General features: G+C 47.1%; 17 protein-coding genes and 1 other RNA gene. 9 read left to right on the top strand and 9 right to left on the bottom strand.

Features of this window, described 5'->3' with window-relative positions; all coding sequences use genetic code 11:
• Positions 1-72 precede the first annotated feature (72 nt).
• Positions 73-2,202 carry an ATP-dependent helicase gene (locus GH808_RS08965; RefSeq protein WP_243166167.1) on the bottom strand — a complete coding sequence of 710 codons (2,130 nt, stop codon included), beginning with the start codon at positions 2,200-2,202 and terminating at the stop codon, positions 73-75.
• A gap of 293 nt (positions 2,203-2,495) precedes the next feature.
• Here GH808_RS08965 and GH808_RS08960 point away from each other — a divergent pair, with 293 nt between their 5' ends.
• Entirely contained in the window at positions 2,496-2,819 is a 324-nt protein-coding gene (locus GH808_RS08960; protein WP_186842442.1) for a hypothetical protein, read from the top strand.
• 105 nt (positions 2,820-2,924) lie between these two features.
• On the opposite strand, the gene GH808_RS08955 is transcribed toward GH808_RS08960, so the two are convergent.
• A complete protein-coding gene (locus tag GH808_RS08955; protein ID WP_243166166.1) occupies positions 2,925-3,476 on the bottom strand; it encodes a permease in 552 nt (183 codons plus the stop codon).
• Positions 3,473-3,952: a permease gene (locus tag GH808_RS08950; protein ID WP_338000873.1), complete on the bottom strand. Its 480-nt coding sequence runs from the start codon at positions 3,950-3,952 to the stop codon at positions 3,473-3,475. Before GH808_RS08950 ends, GH808_RS08955 begins: the two co-directional genes overlap by 4 nt.
• 112 nt (positions 3,953-4,064) lie before the next feature.
• Between GH808_RS08950 and GH808_RS15375 the strand changes: the two genes are divergently transcribed.
• Positions 4,065-4,250 carry a LysR family transcriptional regulator gene (locus GH808_RS15375; RefSeq protein WP_243166165.1) on the top strand — a complete coding sequence of 62 codons (186 nt, stop codon included), beginning with the start codon at positions 4,065-4,067 and terminating at the stop codon, positions 4,248-4,250.
• A 33-nt stretch (positions 4,251-4,283) separates the two neighbouring features.
• The gene (locus tag GH808_RS08945; RefSeq protein WP_243166164.1) at positions 4,284-4,925 is read left to right on the top strand and encodes a LysR family transcriptional regulator substrate-binding protein; all 642 of its coding nucleotides are present in this window, start codon (positions 4,284-4,286) and stop codon (positions 4,923-4,925) included.
• Positions 4,926-5,029: 104 nt separating this feature from the next.
• Here GH808_RS08945 and GH808_RS08940 read toward each other — a convergent pair whose 3' ends face one another.
• Together GH808_RS08940 and ffs are read right to left on the bottom strand one after the other, a co-directional pair.
• Complete coding sequence (locus tag GH808_RS08940; RefSeq protein WP_186842441.1) at positions 5,030-6,169, bottom strand: 1-propanol dehydrogenase PduQ; 1,140 nt, start codon at positions 6,167-6,169, stop codon at positions 5,030-5,032.
• 226 nt (positions 6,170-6,395) lie between these two features.
• An RNA gene (gene ffs, locus GH808_RS08935) (signal recognition particle sRNA large type) lies at positions 6,396-6,661 on the bottom strand.
• Between the two features lie 283 nt (positions 6,662-6,944).
• On the opposite strand from ffs, the gene GH808_RS08930 reads away from it, so the two are divergent.
• The 6 genes from GH808_RS08930 (at position 6,945) to GH808_RS08905 (ending at position 11,988) form a co-directional block, all read left to right on the top strand.
• Positions 6,945-7,379, top strand: a complete 435-nt coding sequence (locus GH808_RS08930) for a desulfoferrodoxin family protein (RefSeq protein WP_186842440.1) — start codon at positions 6,945-6,947, stop codon at positions 7,377-7,379.
• Between the two features lie 66 nt (positions 7,380-7,445).
• A complete protein-coding gene (locus GH808_RS08925; protein WP_186842439.1) occupies positions 7,446-8,225 on the top strand; it encodes a tetratricopeptide repeat protein in 780 nt (259 codons plus the stop codon).
• A gap of 85 nt (positions 8,226-8,310) precedes the next feature.
• Positions 8,311-9,537: an iron-containing alcohol dehydrogenase gene (locus GH808_RS08920; RefSeq protein WP_186842438.1), complete on the top strand. Its 1,227-nt coding sequence runs from the start codon at positions 8,311-8,313 to the stop codon at positions 9,535-9,537.
• Positions 9,538-9,771, top strand: coding sequence for a MoaD/ThiS family protein (locus GH808_RS08915; protein ID WP_186842437.1), 234 nt, complete (start codon positions 9,538-9,540; stop codon positions 9,769-9,771). It begins immediately after the preceding gene.
• Between the two features lie 11 nt (positions 9,772-9,782).
• The gene (locus tag GH808_RS08910) at positions 9,783-11,783 is read left to right on the top strand and encodes an aldehyde ferredoxin oxidoreductase family protein (RefSeq protein WP_186842436.1); all 2,001 of its coding nucleotides are present in this window, start codon (positions 9,783-9,785) and stop codon (positions 11,781-11,783) included.
• Positions 11,776-11,988 (top strand): ATP-binding protein, encoded by a 213-nt coding sequence (locus GH808_RS08905; protein ID WP_186842435.1) that lies wholly within the window; start codon positions 11,776-11,778, stop codon positions 11,986-11,988. The genes GH808_RS08910 and GH808_RS08905 overlap by 8 nt, the downstream gene beginning before the upstream one ends.
• 79 nt (positions 11,989-12,067) lie before the next feature.
• Here GH808_RS08905 and GH808_RS08900 read toward each other — a convergent pair whose 3' ends face one another.
• The 4 genes from GH808_RS08900 to GH808_RS08885 form a co-directional block, all read right to left on the bottom strand.
• The gene (locus tag GH808_RS08900) at positions 12,068-12,529 is read right to left on the bottom strand and encodes a GyrI-like domain-containing protein (protein ID WP_186842434.1); all 462 of its coding nucleotides are present in this window, start codon (positions 12,527-12,529) and stop codon (positions 12,068-12,070) included.
• Between the two features lie 201 nt (positions 12,530-12,730).
• Positions 12,731-13,606 (bottom strand): FMN-binding protein, encoded by an 876-nt coding sequence (locus tag GH808_RS08895; protein WP_186842433.1) that lies wholly within the window; start codon positions 13,604-13,606, stop codon positions 12,731-12,733.
• Between the two features lie 227 nt (positions 13,607-13,833).
• Positions 13,834-14,418, bottom strand: a complete 585-nt coding sequence (locus tag GH808_RS08890; protein ID WP_186842432.1) for a chromate transporter — start codon at positions 14,416-14,418, stop codon at positions 13,834-13,836.
• Positions 14,415-15,014 (bottom strand): chromate transporter, encoded by a 600-nt coding sequence (locus GH808_RS08885; protein WP_186842431.1) that lies wholly within the window; start codon positions 15,012-15,014, stop codon positions 14,415-14,417. Before GH808_RS08885 ends, GH808_RS08890 begins: the two co-directional genes overlap by 4 nt.
• Between the last annotated feature and the right edge of the window lie 8 nt (positions 15,015-15,022).

Here is a 15,022-nt window from a genome sequence, read left to right as displayed (position 1 = left end):
TTTACTCCACCTTCACTGGTTTACTTTTTTCATGAGTATAGCGTTTTTTTATATTTTTGTCAAGAAAATCATTTATCTGATCACGCCATTTGTGATGCAAACCGCCAGATTCATTTTCTTTTCGCCCGCTTCTTCAAAGCGAATGTTTGCAATCGGCCCCTTGATTTCCCGGATGACGCCGGTTCCAAACCGCTGGTGGGTCACCGTGCTGCCCTCCTGATAAGCCGAAAGGTCGACATCAAAGTGATGATCCGCTGTTCCCTGGTAATTCTGCCACTTGATCCCGGTGTTGAAAACGCTTCGGGCGCCGTTTTCTGTTGCCGCAACTTCATGCTTACCGGCAACGGGTTTCTGCCGGGGCAATCCGTCGATTAAATAGGAAATGAACGGCGAGGGCTTTATCCCGTTTTCTTTATGTTTAACGCATAGGAAGATCAGCTCTCTTTTCGCCCGGGTTGCGCCAACATAAAAGAGCCGGACTTCCTCCGCATAGGCCTTTTCATCTTCCGGTGCCGCGGATACACTGGGCAGCTGTCCTTCTGTCGCATCGATGATGAACACTTTTTCAAACTCCAGTCCCTTGCTGGAATGAAGGGTGGACAAGGTCACTCTTGGCTTTTTATCCCTTTTCGTTTGCGGTTCTTTCAGTTTTTCTTCCAGCCGCGCAAGCTTGGCAAAAAATTCCGGAAAATCGGAAACCCGGCCGCCGAGGATTTTCAGAACCGCGAGTTTCTGTTCGATGTTTTCTTCGGACTGTCCCGAGCTGATTCTGAAGTTCAGATAGGATCGATAGCCCAGATCATCAAGAATCATCGGAATCCCCTTTTTCGGATTCGCCGTCTTCAGCCGGTTAAAACCGTGCTTCAATTCCTTTAAACGCTCGACCTGCCACGGACGTTTCCGGCTCATCCCGATCAGGGCGTCGAATACGTTCTGGTTGGCCTTGAGATATTTTTGCAGCTGCAGGACGGTTTCCCGGGATATCGCCGCATCCATCTTGTAATACATTTCGGCAAACAAATCCGGATCCGCCGGGTAACAGGCAAACCGATAGAACAGCTGAATATCCTTAATCATAAAGTGCGTAAAAAACTGGGGGCTGTGTTCCTTGATCTGATACGGGATGTTTTCTCCGTCCAGCAGATCCACCAGAGGAATGGCCGACTCATTGTTGCGATAAAGCACGGCCGTTTCCTTGCCTTCACGCTTGATCGACGCGATGATCAGCCGGTACTGTTCTTCACTGGATTTGACCCATTCCCGGACAATCGGAACGCCCCCGCCATTGGGTGTGACCATTTCCTTTTGATACCGTTCATGATTGAGCTTGATAAACGCATTGGCTTTTTCAACAATCTGCGGGGTGCTGCGATAATTTGTTTCCATTAAAAGAACTTCGCCCCGGGGCCACGTCTCCTTGAACGATAACAGTGATTCCGGAAAAGCGCCCCGAAATCCGTAGATGCTCTGATCCTCATCGCCCACCATAAAGAGGTTCCCGTTTTGGCCCGCCAGAAGTTCGATGATTTTAAACTGAATTTTTGAGGTGTCCTGGGCTTCGTCCAGGTGGATGTAACGGTATTTTTTTTGAAAAAAGCTCAGCAGCTCCGGATATTTCCGCAATAATCCCCAGGCGTATTTGAGGATATCGTCAAAATCCATCAGATTCGCTTTCAGCTTATAGGCTTCGTAGGCTTGATAGATTTTTATAAAATCGATTTCCATTGGCGGCAGCAGCTTCATTTCTTTTTCGGTCAGCAGCATGTTTTTGCAGTATCCAATGCGCTGGCTGATTTCTCCCAGTTCTATCTCACCGGGGAATTCATGAAACAAGCCCCGATAGAGCTCTTTGAGCACCGGGGTTGTGTTTCCCAGCACCGTATAGGCACGCCGACGATATGACCGTTCATACTGCCGGATAACGGAAAGTGCAAAGCTGTGAATCGTGCTGAACTGAAGGGTTTCTGTCTGGTTTTGGCCGAACAGCTTCTGGTAGCGCTGATTCAAATCCCGGGCACCCATACGGCTGAATGTCAGGGTCAGAATCTCGCCCGGAGCGATTTTCTCGACCATCAGCATATAGGCAATCCGGTAGATGATCACGGTTGTTTTGCCGCTGCCCGGAACGGCCAGCAGCAAACTCTGTCCGTTCGTGCGAATAACCGCTTTTTCCTGCTGTTCATTAAGTTTTACTTCATACAATTGTTTAAATTCTTGAAAATTATCCATAGTTCATATTATATATGAAACAATTGCTATAATCCAGTTTATTAACAATAGCCGTTCTTAGTCTCATTTAAATAAAAGATTTTGATGCTTCTATATTTGCATTTTATTCATTATTCATTCTTGATCAATAAATATAATTGAGCTATAATGGTACAATAGAAATTTTATCCATTTGCATGATCAAAGTTTGTTTTTGAAGAAAGTGGGTAAGAATACTATAAATATAAAGCACCTGTTCATCAACAGGTACGGAAAGGGGTTTTGTTATGAGTTTTGAATTTGGAATGAAGGGGTACTCCTTCGGTATGCTGGCACTGATCTGTATTGGTGTCAATATTCTGTTGTCCCTCATCAGCTCTTATGTTTTTGATCTTACCTGGCTTTCTTCACTCGTCGGTATTGCCGGTCTGGTTTTCGCCATTTTGGCTTTTATCAATGGCAAAAAAGAGCTTGTTGCTGATCCGACCAATAAAAAAGCAAAAACCGGAAAGACGATTGGTTTTGTTCTCATCATCATTAATATCGTCGTCGCTGTTCTGGCCATCATCGCTCTCATCGTTGGCATCGGCATATTGTCGACCATGCTCTAGTAAGTTTATTGGATTATTTATCCACTCACAAGCAATTTTTATAACCAACCGTAGCACAGGCCGGTCAACACTTGACCGGCCTGTTTTTTGTTCGGATGGCATCATTTAATTCATTTTCTTCGCCAATGCATAAATCTCCTGTTGGTCTTTTGGCGTCAGTAATTTTTCCATGCTGTAGGCAATGATCAGCACGCCAAAAATATCCATGACGAAACGGATCAGCGTGAATTTCAGGCCCATGGATGCCCATTCAAACAGAATCTGCGGAATTTTCATCGTCGACCAGGCCCCCACGATGATCAGCACATTGGCCAGGCGGCTGCCTTTATTCAGGAAAACTCCAGCCACCGGAAAAGCACCGTACAGCGGCCCAGCTGCGACTGATCCCAGAAAGAATCCCAGCAGGATGCCGATAATTCCCGAATCTTTGCCCATATATTTCACCATGGTTTCTTTTTTCACCCAGACGTCGAGCAGACCGATCAAGATAAAGATGGGCGGCAGCACGCCCAGCATTCCCAATACCGAGTCCGTCGACAAAGTAAACACCTTAACCCCCAGGTCGTGATTGAACAGCAGCATTCCCAAGGCGATGCCCAGCATCACCACGAAAAAGCGATAGCGTTTTACCTGCTTCATTGTCTTTTTCTTCATCATAATAAGGCCCCCATCACAATCGCCACCAGAATTGAAAAAACAAATCCCATGCCGTTTCGCATGATCGTCGCTTTTTTGCCAAAATAAAGAAATTCCATCGGCATCGTCACAATCCCCACCATCATCAGGGTTGAGATAAACGCGCCAATTTGCATGTAGCCGGCGCCGTTTTCCAGCAGAGCCGCCGCCAGCGGAAAGGCCAGAAGCCCGGGAATCAGGGTGATCGATCCGATCACGGCCGCAATCAGCACCCCCAGCCAACCGGAATCTTTTCCGATCAACTGTGATATCTGTTGGGCCGAAAGAAGGCTCAGAATGACGCCGATGAGCAGCACAATTGCCAGAAACTGCGGCAGTATATTTTCGAAAGCTTTCCATGCTTTCTTGAGTGCCAGCTTTGTTTTTTCTTTGCTTTTGACCAAAGAAAGCACCAGACCAATCGCTGCCACCCCGTAAAAAATAAATGTCATCGTCATCCTTCTACCTCCTCAGATTCTTATCGATTGATTTATTATACAAGTTATTATACAATTTGTGAAATGAATGATATCGATCAGTTTAATTCGATATTATGATTAAAGGAGCACAATGGACTCACAACTGTTAAAAACGTTTATTCAATTATCCGCAACCAGAAATTTCACCCAGACGGCCAAACTGCTTTTCGTCGCTCAGTCAACCGTGACCAACCGAATCAATGAACTGGAAAAAGAAGTCGGCAAGCAGCTGTTTCTCAGAGATAAAAAAAAGGTGGCCTTAACCCCGGAAGGATAGTTATTTCTGGTCTACGCAAAACGGCTGCTTGAATTGGAAAAAGCGGCCATCGAACAGATCCATTCAGCGGATATCAGCCGGCAGCTGATCTCTTTCGGCGCCACCAACTCGATTTATGAAAGCCACCTGTTTCCGGTGATTCGTTCGCTTCAAGCGAATGATCCCGGCACGCTGATTAAAGTCGTCATCAATCATTCTTTTGACCTGCTCGCTTTCCTTCAGGACGGTCTGATTGATGTCGCTTTCACTTATCTTCCTTTTAATAAGAAAGGCTATTCCTGCTGCCCCTTCAAGGAAGATGAACTGCTGCTTGTCACCATGAATAACAATACTGACTTTGCCGGCGGCATTTACCAGAATGAGCTGGCTTCGCTTGACTTCCTGTTCTGTAATTTTGCCCTTCACAAAGTGGGACAGTTCATCCGCGAACTGTTTCCGCCGCACCATCCGTTTACTTTTGAAATTGACAACAGCAGCAAACTGATTCCCTATCTATTGGATGGCTTCGGCTACAGTTTCCTGCCCAAGAGCCTGATTGCCCGGCACCTCGATGACGGTTCCCTCATTTCGATTCCGCTGCTCGGTTTCGAAACGCCGACGATCAAAAGCTACTGCATCTATAAAAATGAACTGGCACCGGCATTATCCGGTATTCTTGCGCTGCTGCAGTCCTGACGCCCGGTTCACCCGGAACCATTTAACTCGTTTTTTTAAAAAAACAACCCCGATGCCAAAATGACACCGGGGTCTAGTCTCTGCTGATTCAATTTTTTTCGCTATCAGAACCCGTAATAAGTCTGATCCATAACCGTCTGCAGGCTTGCTCGCGTGACTTCCACCGGGTTCGTCGATGTGCAGACATCGGCCATGGCCTTATTAAGCATTTCATCCCGGACTTTTAGATAATCCGCTTCGGAAATGCCAAATGCTTGATAGGAAGCGGGGATATTCAATGAATTATTCAACGACACGATGCTGCTGTACAGTGTTGCGGTGGACTCCCCGGTAACATTCAGGATGCCGGAGCCACTGAGCAGACGTGAATACTGGTGTTGGACCCGCTCATCCGCCCCGTTGAATTTAATGACATAGGGCAATGCAATGGCGTTGGCCAGTCCATGCGGCAGGTGGAACGCCGCCCCGATCGCATGAGCGATGCTATGAGTAATCCCCAGACCGGCACTGTTGAAAGCAATTCCCGCCATACAGGAAGCAATTTGCATGCTTGACTTCGCTTCCAGATCATGTCCGTCCTTGTAACTGCAGTACAGGCTTCGGAACACCAATTCAACCGCTTTGTTGGCATAGCAGCGGGCAAAGGGATTGTTGCCTTTTGAAATAAACGCTTCAATGGCGTGAGTCATGACATCCATGCCTGTTGCCGCGGTCGCACCGGCCGGCACGCTCTCAAGCAGTTTGGAATCCAGGATAGCCGCATCCGGCATCATCAGGATATCCGTTAATGGAATTTTTGTATTATTCTTTTTGTCAGTGATCACTGCGTATTCGGTCACCTCAGAACCGGTTCCTGCCGTTGTCGGAATGGCGATAAAGGTCGGTTTATGAACATATTCATCTTCAAAAAGAACCCGTTTAAAACTGACGCAGTAATAAATAATCGCTTTTGCCGCATCGATAACCGATCCGCCGCCAATGGCGATCAGGGCATCCGGTTTATTCATAATAATGTGCATTAATCCCTTTTCCACAATGTCAGTGGATGGGTCCGATTCAACGTCTGAAAAAACATGATAGTCAATTCCCTTTTCATCCAACAGATCGGTTAACATTTTCAACAGGCCAAACTTCACCATACCCTGGTCAGTGGCAATACATACCTTTTTAAAATTATAATCCTCTATTTGTTTCAGGGAACCTTCTCCATAATAAATTGCTGGCTTTACTTGAAAAAATCGCATGGTTTTTCCTCTCTTTTCTGTGAGTTTATTCTGTACATCCGCCCAATAAGACGATGCGCAGATAACTCCTGCTGTCTATTTTCCCCATTATAGCAAGAATAATTGTTGAATTACAGATTATCCCTAAATTTTATTCCATGACGGCCATTAATTATCCGCATTTTTGCGCAAAAAAAAACACCAAACATCGTTTGGCATAAAAAGCTACTTTAAGATACTTTTTTTGTCGTGCACCCCACTTCGACAAACAGCTTCCAAGCGTTACTTTGGCAGTTAGCTCGAGCCAGAGTATCCTCCGGCACATAAAAGATCTTACTTACCGCTGCTTCATTCCTGACCTGACGGGGTTCATAAGTTTCTATTGCGAAGGGTCCAACTGTCAACACCACTTTCCTCCGGCAGACCTCAAAATCTGGAGCCTCGATGGGGAATTCAACCCTGCTACAGCGGATTGCAGGTTACAAAGCACCGCTAACTCTCCGTCTAGCACGACTAAGTTATTATAACGTATTAATTCTTAATTGACAAGGCAAAATAATTTCTTTAAGGAAGACCCTTCGAATCAAAAGTTATCCACAAAGTTATCAACAATTTGATTCACAATAATATTCACAGACTTATCCACAGACTTATCCACAAATTGAAAGATTTCCGGTAAAAGTATTTTTTGGGGGTATATATGTGTAGAACCCTGTTTTCTGACTTTTTATGTCATTTTCAGCCCATCACTCTACAAATTTCACAAACAATGTAGTAAAAGAAAGAGGTTATTATTATGGATAAGAAAATCTTTTATCAATGCGACAACTGTAACAGCACCCTATTGGAAATGAGCGGTACGGTTTCCCAATACTGTGATCACAATTTGATTCAGCTGGTGCCAAACGCAATCGACGCCTCCAAAGAGAAACACGTTCCCGTGCTTAAATTCGACGGCCATCATCTCCATGTGAAAGTCGGCAGCACCCCCCATCCGATGACGCTGGACCACTCGATTCTCTGGATTTTCGTGCAGACCCGCAACGGCGGACTCTATGTCCAGCTGGCGCCGGAAGACCAGCCGGAAGCCGATTTCATGGTCCTGGAGAATGATGTCGTCGCTGTCTATGCTTATTGTGATGTCCACGGGCTTTGGATAGCTGACCATTCCGAACTCGACTTCGAGGAAACCGTCTGTTCTTCCGAATTTTCCGATGGCTGCATCGGATAATTGCTGTAAACCTCAAATCTGCTGAAAATTGTGCTATAATATAAAAAAATGAACAAGAGGATAAAAATGAATGACAATAAAATGAGCATCTTAACTTATCTTGCCGCGGCCGGCGATCCGAACGCCATGCTGGAATGGGCTGATTACTATTATTATCATCAAAACAAGCAGGATTTGTCGGCTGACCGTTTTCAAACGGTTTTTGATTATTACACCCTTTCGGCCAACGCGGGAAATGACCATGCCATGACCGCTTTGGGTTCGATGTACTATGAGGGCATCAATCTTTCACAGGATTTTAGACAGGCCAAATGCTGGTTTGAAAAGGCCGCTGAAAAAGGAAACGCTGTGGCCATTAATTATTTGGGCTACTGTTATTATTACGGTCGGGACATTCCCCAGGATTTTGAACGTGCCTATTACTTTTTTTGCAAAGCGGCCCAGATGGGACATCACAATGGGATGTACAAGCTCGGTGATCTGTATTACAACGGACACTTTGTAAAAAAAGACCCCGCCATTGCCTTTTACTGGTATCATCAGGCCAAAAATGCCGTCGTTGCAACCAGCCCCGAGTATCCAAACATTTCCTACCGTCTGGGTCACTGTTACCTCACTGGCGATGGTGTTGCAAAAGATTTGTTGCTCGCTCTCGAATGGCTTCATACTGCGGAATCAGGTTGTTATCGACTGATCCGCAAAGGCGATGCCTATGCCGAACTTACCTTAGTGCGAATTAAAGAAGATCTGGAAACGCTGCGCTGCCAACTGGATGCGCCCAGCGATTATCGCCATGCCGATCTTGGCTATCACAATCCCTTGAAGATGCCGGGTTCTGATGCTTAAATCGGTTTTACCGGTATCGGTCTGATTTTTTAATGTTTTTTTAATCCACAATGATATACTAAGTAATAAAAATGGAGGTTACCCTATGAAAAAAGTAATAAACGCCATCCAAAACGTTCCCTATCGTACCTCACATCTGGTGATGAAGCAGACCGCCAAAGTCCTGAAACTTCCCATCCCGCCAGTGCTCAAAGGCGCGGGCATGGTCCGACGCTTTCCTGAAATTGTTAAGCTGACCGGTGTTACCCGGGTTCTGATTGTTACCGATCGGCCGCTGCTGACGATGGGCTTGTTGGACTCTTTTTTATGTGCCCTGGAAGCAAACGGCATTGAATCGGTCATTTTTGACAAGGTGCAGCCTAATCCAACCTTCGAAAACGTTGAAGACGGCCTGGCGATGTATTACAGTTCGAATTGTGATGGCGTGATCGCGTTCGGCGGCGGTTCTTCGATCGATTGCGGAAAGATCATCGCGGCCAAAGTCACCAACCGCAAGAGCATCGAAAAAATGCGCGGCCTCTTTAAACTGACGCGAAAACTGCCGCCCTTCTTCGTTGTTCCCACGACCTCCGGCACCGGCTCCGAGGCCACCATCTGTGCAGTCATCACGGATGTTCATAATCATGAAAAATTCGCCATCAACGACCCCAAGCTGGTGCCGCTGGCAACCGTTCTGGATCCTGAGCTGACTTTGGATCTGCCGCCTTCATTAACGGCGACCACCGGCATGGACGCCCTCACCCATGCCATTGAAGCCTATATCGGCAAATATGACACGCCTTTTGTTAAAGAAAAAGCCCTGTCCGCCGCGGAAAGCATCATCAACCATCTGGAAGACTGCTATCACAATGGCCAGGACCTTGACCTCCGTTTGACCATGGCGCAGGCATCCTTTGATGGCGGGCTGGCTTTCACCAGAGCCTATGTTGGCTATGTTCATGCCATTGCCCATGCCATGGGCGGTTATTACAGCGTGCCCCATGGGCTGGCCAATGCCATTGTGCTGCCCTATGTTTTGGAGTATTACGGTCATACGGCCGAGAAAAAACTGGCTGAACTCGCTTTTTATTCCGGTCTGGGCGAAGCCATGTTTGATGACGAGATTCTGGCCAAACTGCTGATTAAAAAAATCAAATCCATGAACACCAATATGGGCATCCCCAAAACCATTTATGCCCTGAAAGCGGCCGACATTCCCGAACTGGCCAAACGCATTCTCAAAGAAGCGAATCCCACCTACCCGGTGCCGCGGATTATGCATTACCAGGAGTGCTGCGATATTTTAAAAATGTTGTGTCCCGACGAGGATTAAATGAAGGTGCAAGTCTATCCCCCGCCCTTTGCAAATCTCACCGCATTAGATGAGAATGGCGGGCTGGACCTGGAACCGGGGGCCCGTCTTTTTTCGGTCTACCGACGGCTGAAAATCCCCCTGGTCCTGCAACCCCTGATTGTTTGCAATGTCAATTATCAACGTGTGAAATTGAATACCCAGCTCAAAGAAGGAGATGTCATCAGTTTTATTCTCCCTCTGACTGGAGGATGAGAGGTTAACTTTTGAAAGGTTATTGCGGAAAAATACTGATGGTGGATCTGACCAGCTCTGCCTTTGATGAAATAGCGATTCCGGATGACATTTATGAACATTTTCTTTCCGGAGTCGGCCTGGGTGCCTATATCCTGTATAAATATCTGCCCAAGGGGACCGATCCCCTGAGTCCGGATAACGTTCTCGGCTTTGTCAGCGGTCTGCTGACTGGAACCGGCAGCTTTATGACCGGCCGCTGGCTGGCCGTCTGTAAATCGCCCCTGACCGGCGGCTTCGGCGACGCCAATTGCGGCGGCACATTTTCACCGGCGATTAAGCAATGCGGTTATGATGCGATTTTTTTTAAAGGTAAAGCAGCAAAACCGGTGTTTCTTTTTATCGACAACAAAGGGCCCCGGCTCATCGATGCGCTCAGTCTGTGGGGCCAGGATACGGTTGAAACCGAAGCCTCGATCCGTAGCATCGTTACCAGCAAAAAAAGACTGGCCATTGCCACGATCGGTCCAGCCGGCGAACACCAGTCGCTGATCGCCGGAATTTCCAACGACGGCGGGCGGATGGCTGCCCGCTCCGGTGTCGGTGCGGTCATGGGTTCAAAAAATCTGAAAGCGGTTGTCCTGGGCGGATCGAAGCTCATCCGCACCCAAGACCCGGACGAAATCAAGGAAATCAGTCAGGCCTATGCCAAAAAGGTGAAATCTTCCAATCTTCCCGCGATCACAACCGGGGCCATTTTGCCGATCCTCGGCAAATCGATGGTTGCGACTGACAAGGCCATTCCGATCGATGGGATGATGTCCACCGCCATCATGAAAAAATGGGGCACCGGTTTTGGCAACACCATGGGCATGACGATGGGCGACGCACCGGTCAAAAACTGGAAGGGCTCCATCGCTGATTTTCCCTATCGAAAATACCACCATATGAATCCGGATCTGATCCAGAAACATGAAACTCAGAAATACCACTGTTATTCCTGCATCATCGGCTGCGGTGGCGTCTGTGATATCAAGGGGGTCTCCAAAGGCCGTTTTTCACACACCCATAAACCGGAATACGAAACCGTAGCCGCCTTCGGCTCGCTGCTTTTAAACAAAGATCGGGACGCCATTTTTCTGATCAATGAACTGTTGAACCGTGGTGGCATGGACAGCATTTCTGCCGGAAATACGATTGCCTTTGCCATGGAATGTTATGAAAAAGGCTGGCTCAGCGATGAAGCGACCGGTGGCCTCGATTTATCCTGGGGAAATACCGCAGCCATCGTGACGCTGGTTGAACAGATGATTGCGGCAGAGGGCTTTGGCGCCGTTCTGCAAAACGGCGTCAAAAAAGCCAGTGAAATCCTCGGCCTGGCCTCTGCGCCGCTGGCCATGCACGCTGGCGGCCAGGAACCGGGGATGCACGATCCCCGGCTTGATCCGATTCTCGGCATCCATTTCTCCTGCGACCCGACACCGGGCCGGCACACCATCGGCGCCGGCAGTTATTATAACTATATGCGTCTCTGGGAGTCCGTCTCCTGGGCGCCGAAAGTAAAATTGGGCGAGGATAAAACCGAAGAGTATGAAGCCAACAGCAATGTCGGCCTGAAGTCGATGGCCAACGCCTGCATCAAACAAGTCCTGGATGGCAGCGGCGGCTGTTTTTTCGCGATGCTCAGCGGCTTCAATCATTTTAAACTTTTCGATTATCTCAATGCTGCCACCGGATGGAATAAAACGCCAAACGAATATATGACCATCGGTCTGAGAATGCAGACTCTCCGCCAATGTTTTAATGTCCGTGAAGGAATCAATCCCCGGGATTTTAAAATAAACAAACGCTTAAGCGGACAGCCGCCCTTAACCGAAGGTCCTCTCAAAGGGAAATCATTCAAGATGGACGAAATGATGGGGATTCATTATCAATTTATGGGCTGGGATCAGAAAACCGGCATTCCAACAAGAGCCGCGCTAGAAAACCTGGGCTTCTGCGATTTGGAAATGGAGGACATCAGCCATGGCTAATCCGAAGAAACCAGTGATTGATTATGAAATCTGTATGGCCTGCGGGATCTGTGCTGCGGATTGTCCCTTAAGCTGCCTTGCCTTGCGCAAAAAAAATATTGATTCCTACCAGAATGCCTACCCGGTTCTGGATGACTACTATTTATGCAACGGCTGTACCCGCTGCGAAAAAGCCTGCCCGATGCAGGCTATTCGCATGGTATAAAAAACTTGAAATCCTTTTGACAACGCCAAAGAGGCCTGACCGGGTGATCAGTAAGCACCCGGTCAGGCCTCTTTCTATTTTATTTGACGGTCATGATAATTTTGGTCAGCAACTGATTTTCCGGAAATTCCGGATCATTATAGTAATACTCATAGGCCGTTTCTCCGGGGATCAACCCCTTGTCGATGATCCATTTTGCCATTTCCTCATAGACCGGTCCCACTTCCGCATACGATCCCAAATACATACAAAAAACAATCTTCCCTTCGGGGATGAAACTCGGCTTGATCTCCCCTTTTCCCGGCAGGGGCATGGCAACCGGAAAGCCGATCTCAACATCCAGATTCTGCATATCCATATTATGATAGGCCACAAAAGGAATGTCGGACATCAGTTCCCCCATTTCCTGAAGATAGGCGCCTAATTTTCCGTAACTTTCGCCGATCAACTGCGGCAGATCCTGAACCTTTGTGTGTGTTCGAATCGTCAGGGTTGGCTGTTCCCGTTGTTTCAGCATTTCAATTCTCGATATTTTTGGCATTTTACATCCTCCTTATTAATTAGCTCGGACTCATTTATACCCATATTTTAGCATAAAATTCACGGTTTGATACGATTCTTTCGAATTCCTGCTGCGACATTGGGATATCACAACAAATGTGCGGACATAACTGCCCGCACATTGTTGTGCCTGATTTTTGGGGACACTGGCCCCGTAAGTCAGAAATCCCCAATCCGATATTTATATACTTGGCAACGTTCCTGAAATGACCGCTCCCTGTAGGGCATTGACAACTGCCTTCATAATGCCTTTTGATGTGTATGTCGCTCCGGAAATCGTGTCAACCACCGGCGTTTGCGCGGCGATTATCGCATCTGGCACGGCATAAATTGCCCGGCCGTAATATTTTTCATTTTGTTCATTGTGGGAAACCACCTGAACCGCCGTAATCACATTGCCCGCCACGGTCACGCTGACCGTCAGATCCGGACCATAACCATCCGCCACCCCGGTGTAGGTACCGTCTTTAAGATCGACATTTCCGAGAAAAAGATTGGCTTTTGTCACCACCGACTCCGTCGGATTGGTATTGCTATCCGACTCCGCGGCCAGGACTACATCGGTCTGGGTGGTACGCTCGTCACTCGTCGTTTCCGTACTTCCATACAGTTCTTCCACCGAAGTCTCCAATTCGCGTGTTACACCGGTGAAAAATGCTTGCGGACCGATGATGCCGCCAACTTGCCATAAATGCAGCCCCAGAAACGCCAGCAGAACGACCGTCAGCCCGCGGTGCGGTTTAATCCATGACAGTTTTTGGGGGAATATTTTTCTGAACAGGTAAGTTAACCCCAACAGAATTCCCATTAACATACACAAGGTTCCAAAGTTGAACGACAGGATCGCTCCTGATGAAAAGAAACCATGAATGCAAGCGAATACCACAAAGGCTATCCCCATCGGTTTATGGGTATTTCTTAGTTTTCTGTTGATTTTCGAAATCAGCTTGCTTTTTCTTTTTCCCTTATTCAGTATTCGAAGTATATAAATAATTGCCAACAGCACGGCTAACGCAACGCTAATCCAAGCGGTTGCCACATTGATAAATAGTGTCATTTCACTTTCCTGCTTTCTGCTTTTTTCCAATTTTAACCGATGATTGTGTCATTTTTATGTCATGCTTATCATAACATCAGTCTGTGAATTTTTTGTGATGCCTTGGTGCCGGTTGTTAGCTCTTTGGGTGATTATTATATAATAATCACTGCAATATAAAATCGTGCATAAAAAAAGTCTGTCTGTAAAACCAATGTTCTACAACAGACTTTAGGCACTATTTTGAATTAAAAAAGCAACGGGATGATTCCAAACAGCAGAATCCCCAATCCCCCTGAAAGGAGAATCAGTTTGATGGGATGCGGCTTGAATCGAAAATAAAAAACCGCACCGATGACAAAAATGATGATGTCTCTGAATTGAATTGCCTCAAGAAATGCCGTAATCGAATTAATCTCCACCCCCTGATCAAGAAATCCGTTGTACATCAACAGCACCACCGCTGAGGCAATCAGGCCAATCACCACTGGCTTCATGCCAAACAACAAGCCCTTGACCCATCTGCTGTCCAGAAAATTCGTAAAGCACTTTGCAATGATGAGAATGACCGAAAAGGACGCCAATATCACCGCTGAAGCCGTGATGAACGCCCCTAAAAAGCCCCCGCTTTCCATCCCGACAAAGGTTGCCGCATTCACGGCAAAGGCACCGGGCGTTGATTGGGCAATGGCGATCGCTTCTGACAATTCATTCATCGTCATCCACTGATTTCCCACCACTTCCTGCTGGATCAGCGGAATCATGGCGTAGCCGCCGCCGAAGGTGAACAAACCGATCTTTAAGAAAGTGATGAAAAGCTGAAAATAGATCATTCTTTGTCACCACCTTTTTTATTTTTCCCGGGGAAAAAATCACGACTTAAAATCAGCTGGGTTACTATCCCGATGACCGCTCCCCCCAATAAAATAAAAATGATGTTGAGATCGGTAAAAGTTGCCAGCAGAAAGGTGATGATCAGCATCGCAATGGTCAGCGGCGTGTATTCGCCCTTTTTTCCCATACTGACCACTGCCCCCAGTACCAGCACAATGACTCCGGCCCGAATTCCCGATAAAGCATCACTGACCCATGCCATACTCTTGAACTGCTGGAAAAAGATGGCAATGGTGCAGATGATCACATAAGACGGAATTGTCATCCCGAGTGTTGCTGCCACCGCTCCCCAGAACCCGGCAATTCGGTATCCCACAAAAGTTGCCGTATTAACAGAAACCACCCCCGGAGCTGCTCCGGCAATGGCAAAGATATCCAGAATATCTTCGCTTTTTATCCAATGATGCCGCTCAACGATCTCATATTCAATCATCGGAATCATCGCGTAACCGCCGCCAAACGTGAAAAGCCCGATTTTAAAGAACGTCAAAAATATCGTTTTTAGTTTTTCTTTTTGTTCAGTTTCTGCTTTCAACAATTCTT

Source organism: Acetobacterium fimetarium (assembly GCF_014284475.1).
Lineage (GTDB): Bacteria > Bacillota > Clostridia > Eubacteriales > Eubacteriaceae > Acetobacterium > Acetobacterium fimetarium.
The sequence above is the reverse complement of the archived record's forward strand: the minus strand, read 5'-3'. Positions and strand labels throughout refer to the sequence as shown.

Coding starts and splice junctions, on each gene's coding strand:
- GH808_RS08960 (WP_186842442.1), top strand. CDS start 2,496: ATGAGTTTTGAATTTGGAATGAAGGGGTACTCCTTCGGTATGCTGGCA.
- GH808_RS08955 (WP_243166166.1), bottom strand. CDS start 3,476: ATGATGAAGAAAAAGACAATGAAGCAGGTAAAACGCTATCGCTTTTTC.
- GH808_RS08950 (WP_338000873.1), bottom strand. CDS start 3,952: ATGACGATGACATTTATTTTTTACGGGGTGGCAGCGATTGGTCTGGTG.
- GH808_RS15375 (WP_243166165.1), top strand. CDS start 4,065: ATGGACTCACAACTGTTAAAAACGTTTATTCAATTATCCGCAACCAGA.
- GH808_RS08940 (WP_186842441.1), bottom strand. CDS start 6,169: ATGCGATTTTTTCAAGTAAAGCCAGCAATTTATTATGGAGAAGGTTCC.
- GH808_RS08930 (WP_186842440.1), top strand. CDS start 6,945: ATGGATAAGAAAATCTTTTATCAATGCGACAACTGTAACAGCACCCTA.
- GH808_RS08925 (WP_186842439.1), top strand. CDS start 7,446: ATGAATGACAATAAAATGAGCATCTTAACTTATCTTGCCGCGGCCGGC.
- GH808_RS08920 (WP_186842438.1), top strand. CDS start 8,311: ATGAAAAAAGTAATAAACGCCATCCAAAACGTTCCCTATCGTACCTCA.
- GH808_RS08915 (WP_186842437.1), top strand. CDS start 9,538: ATGAAGGTGCAAGTCTATCCCCCGCCCTTTGCAAATCTCACCGCATTA.
- GH808_RS08905 (WP_186842435.1), top strand. CDS start 11,776: ATGGCTAATCCGAAGAAACCAGTGATTGATTATGAAATCTGTATGGCC.
- GH808_RS08900 (WP_186842434.1), bottom strand. CDS start 12,529: ATGCCAAAAATATCGAGAATTGAAATGCTGAAACAACGGGAACAGCCA.
- GH808_RS08895 (WP_186842433.1), bottom strand. CDS start 13,606: ATGACACTATTTATCAATGTGGCAACCGCTTGGATTAGCGTTGCGTTA.
- GH808_RS08890 (WP_186842432.1), bottom strand. CDS start 14,418: ATGATCTATTTTCAGCTTTTCATCACTTTCTTAAAGATCGGTTTGTTC.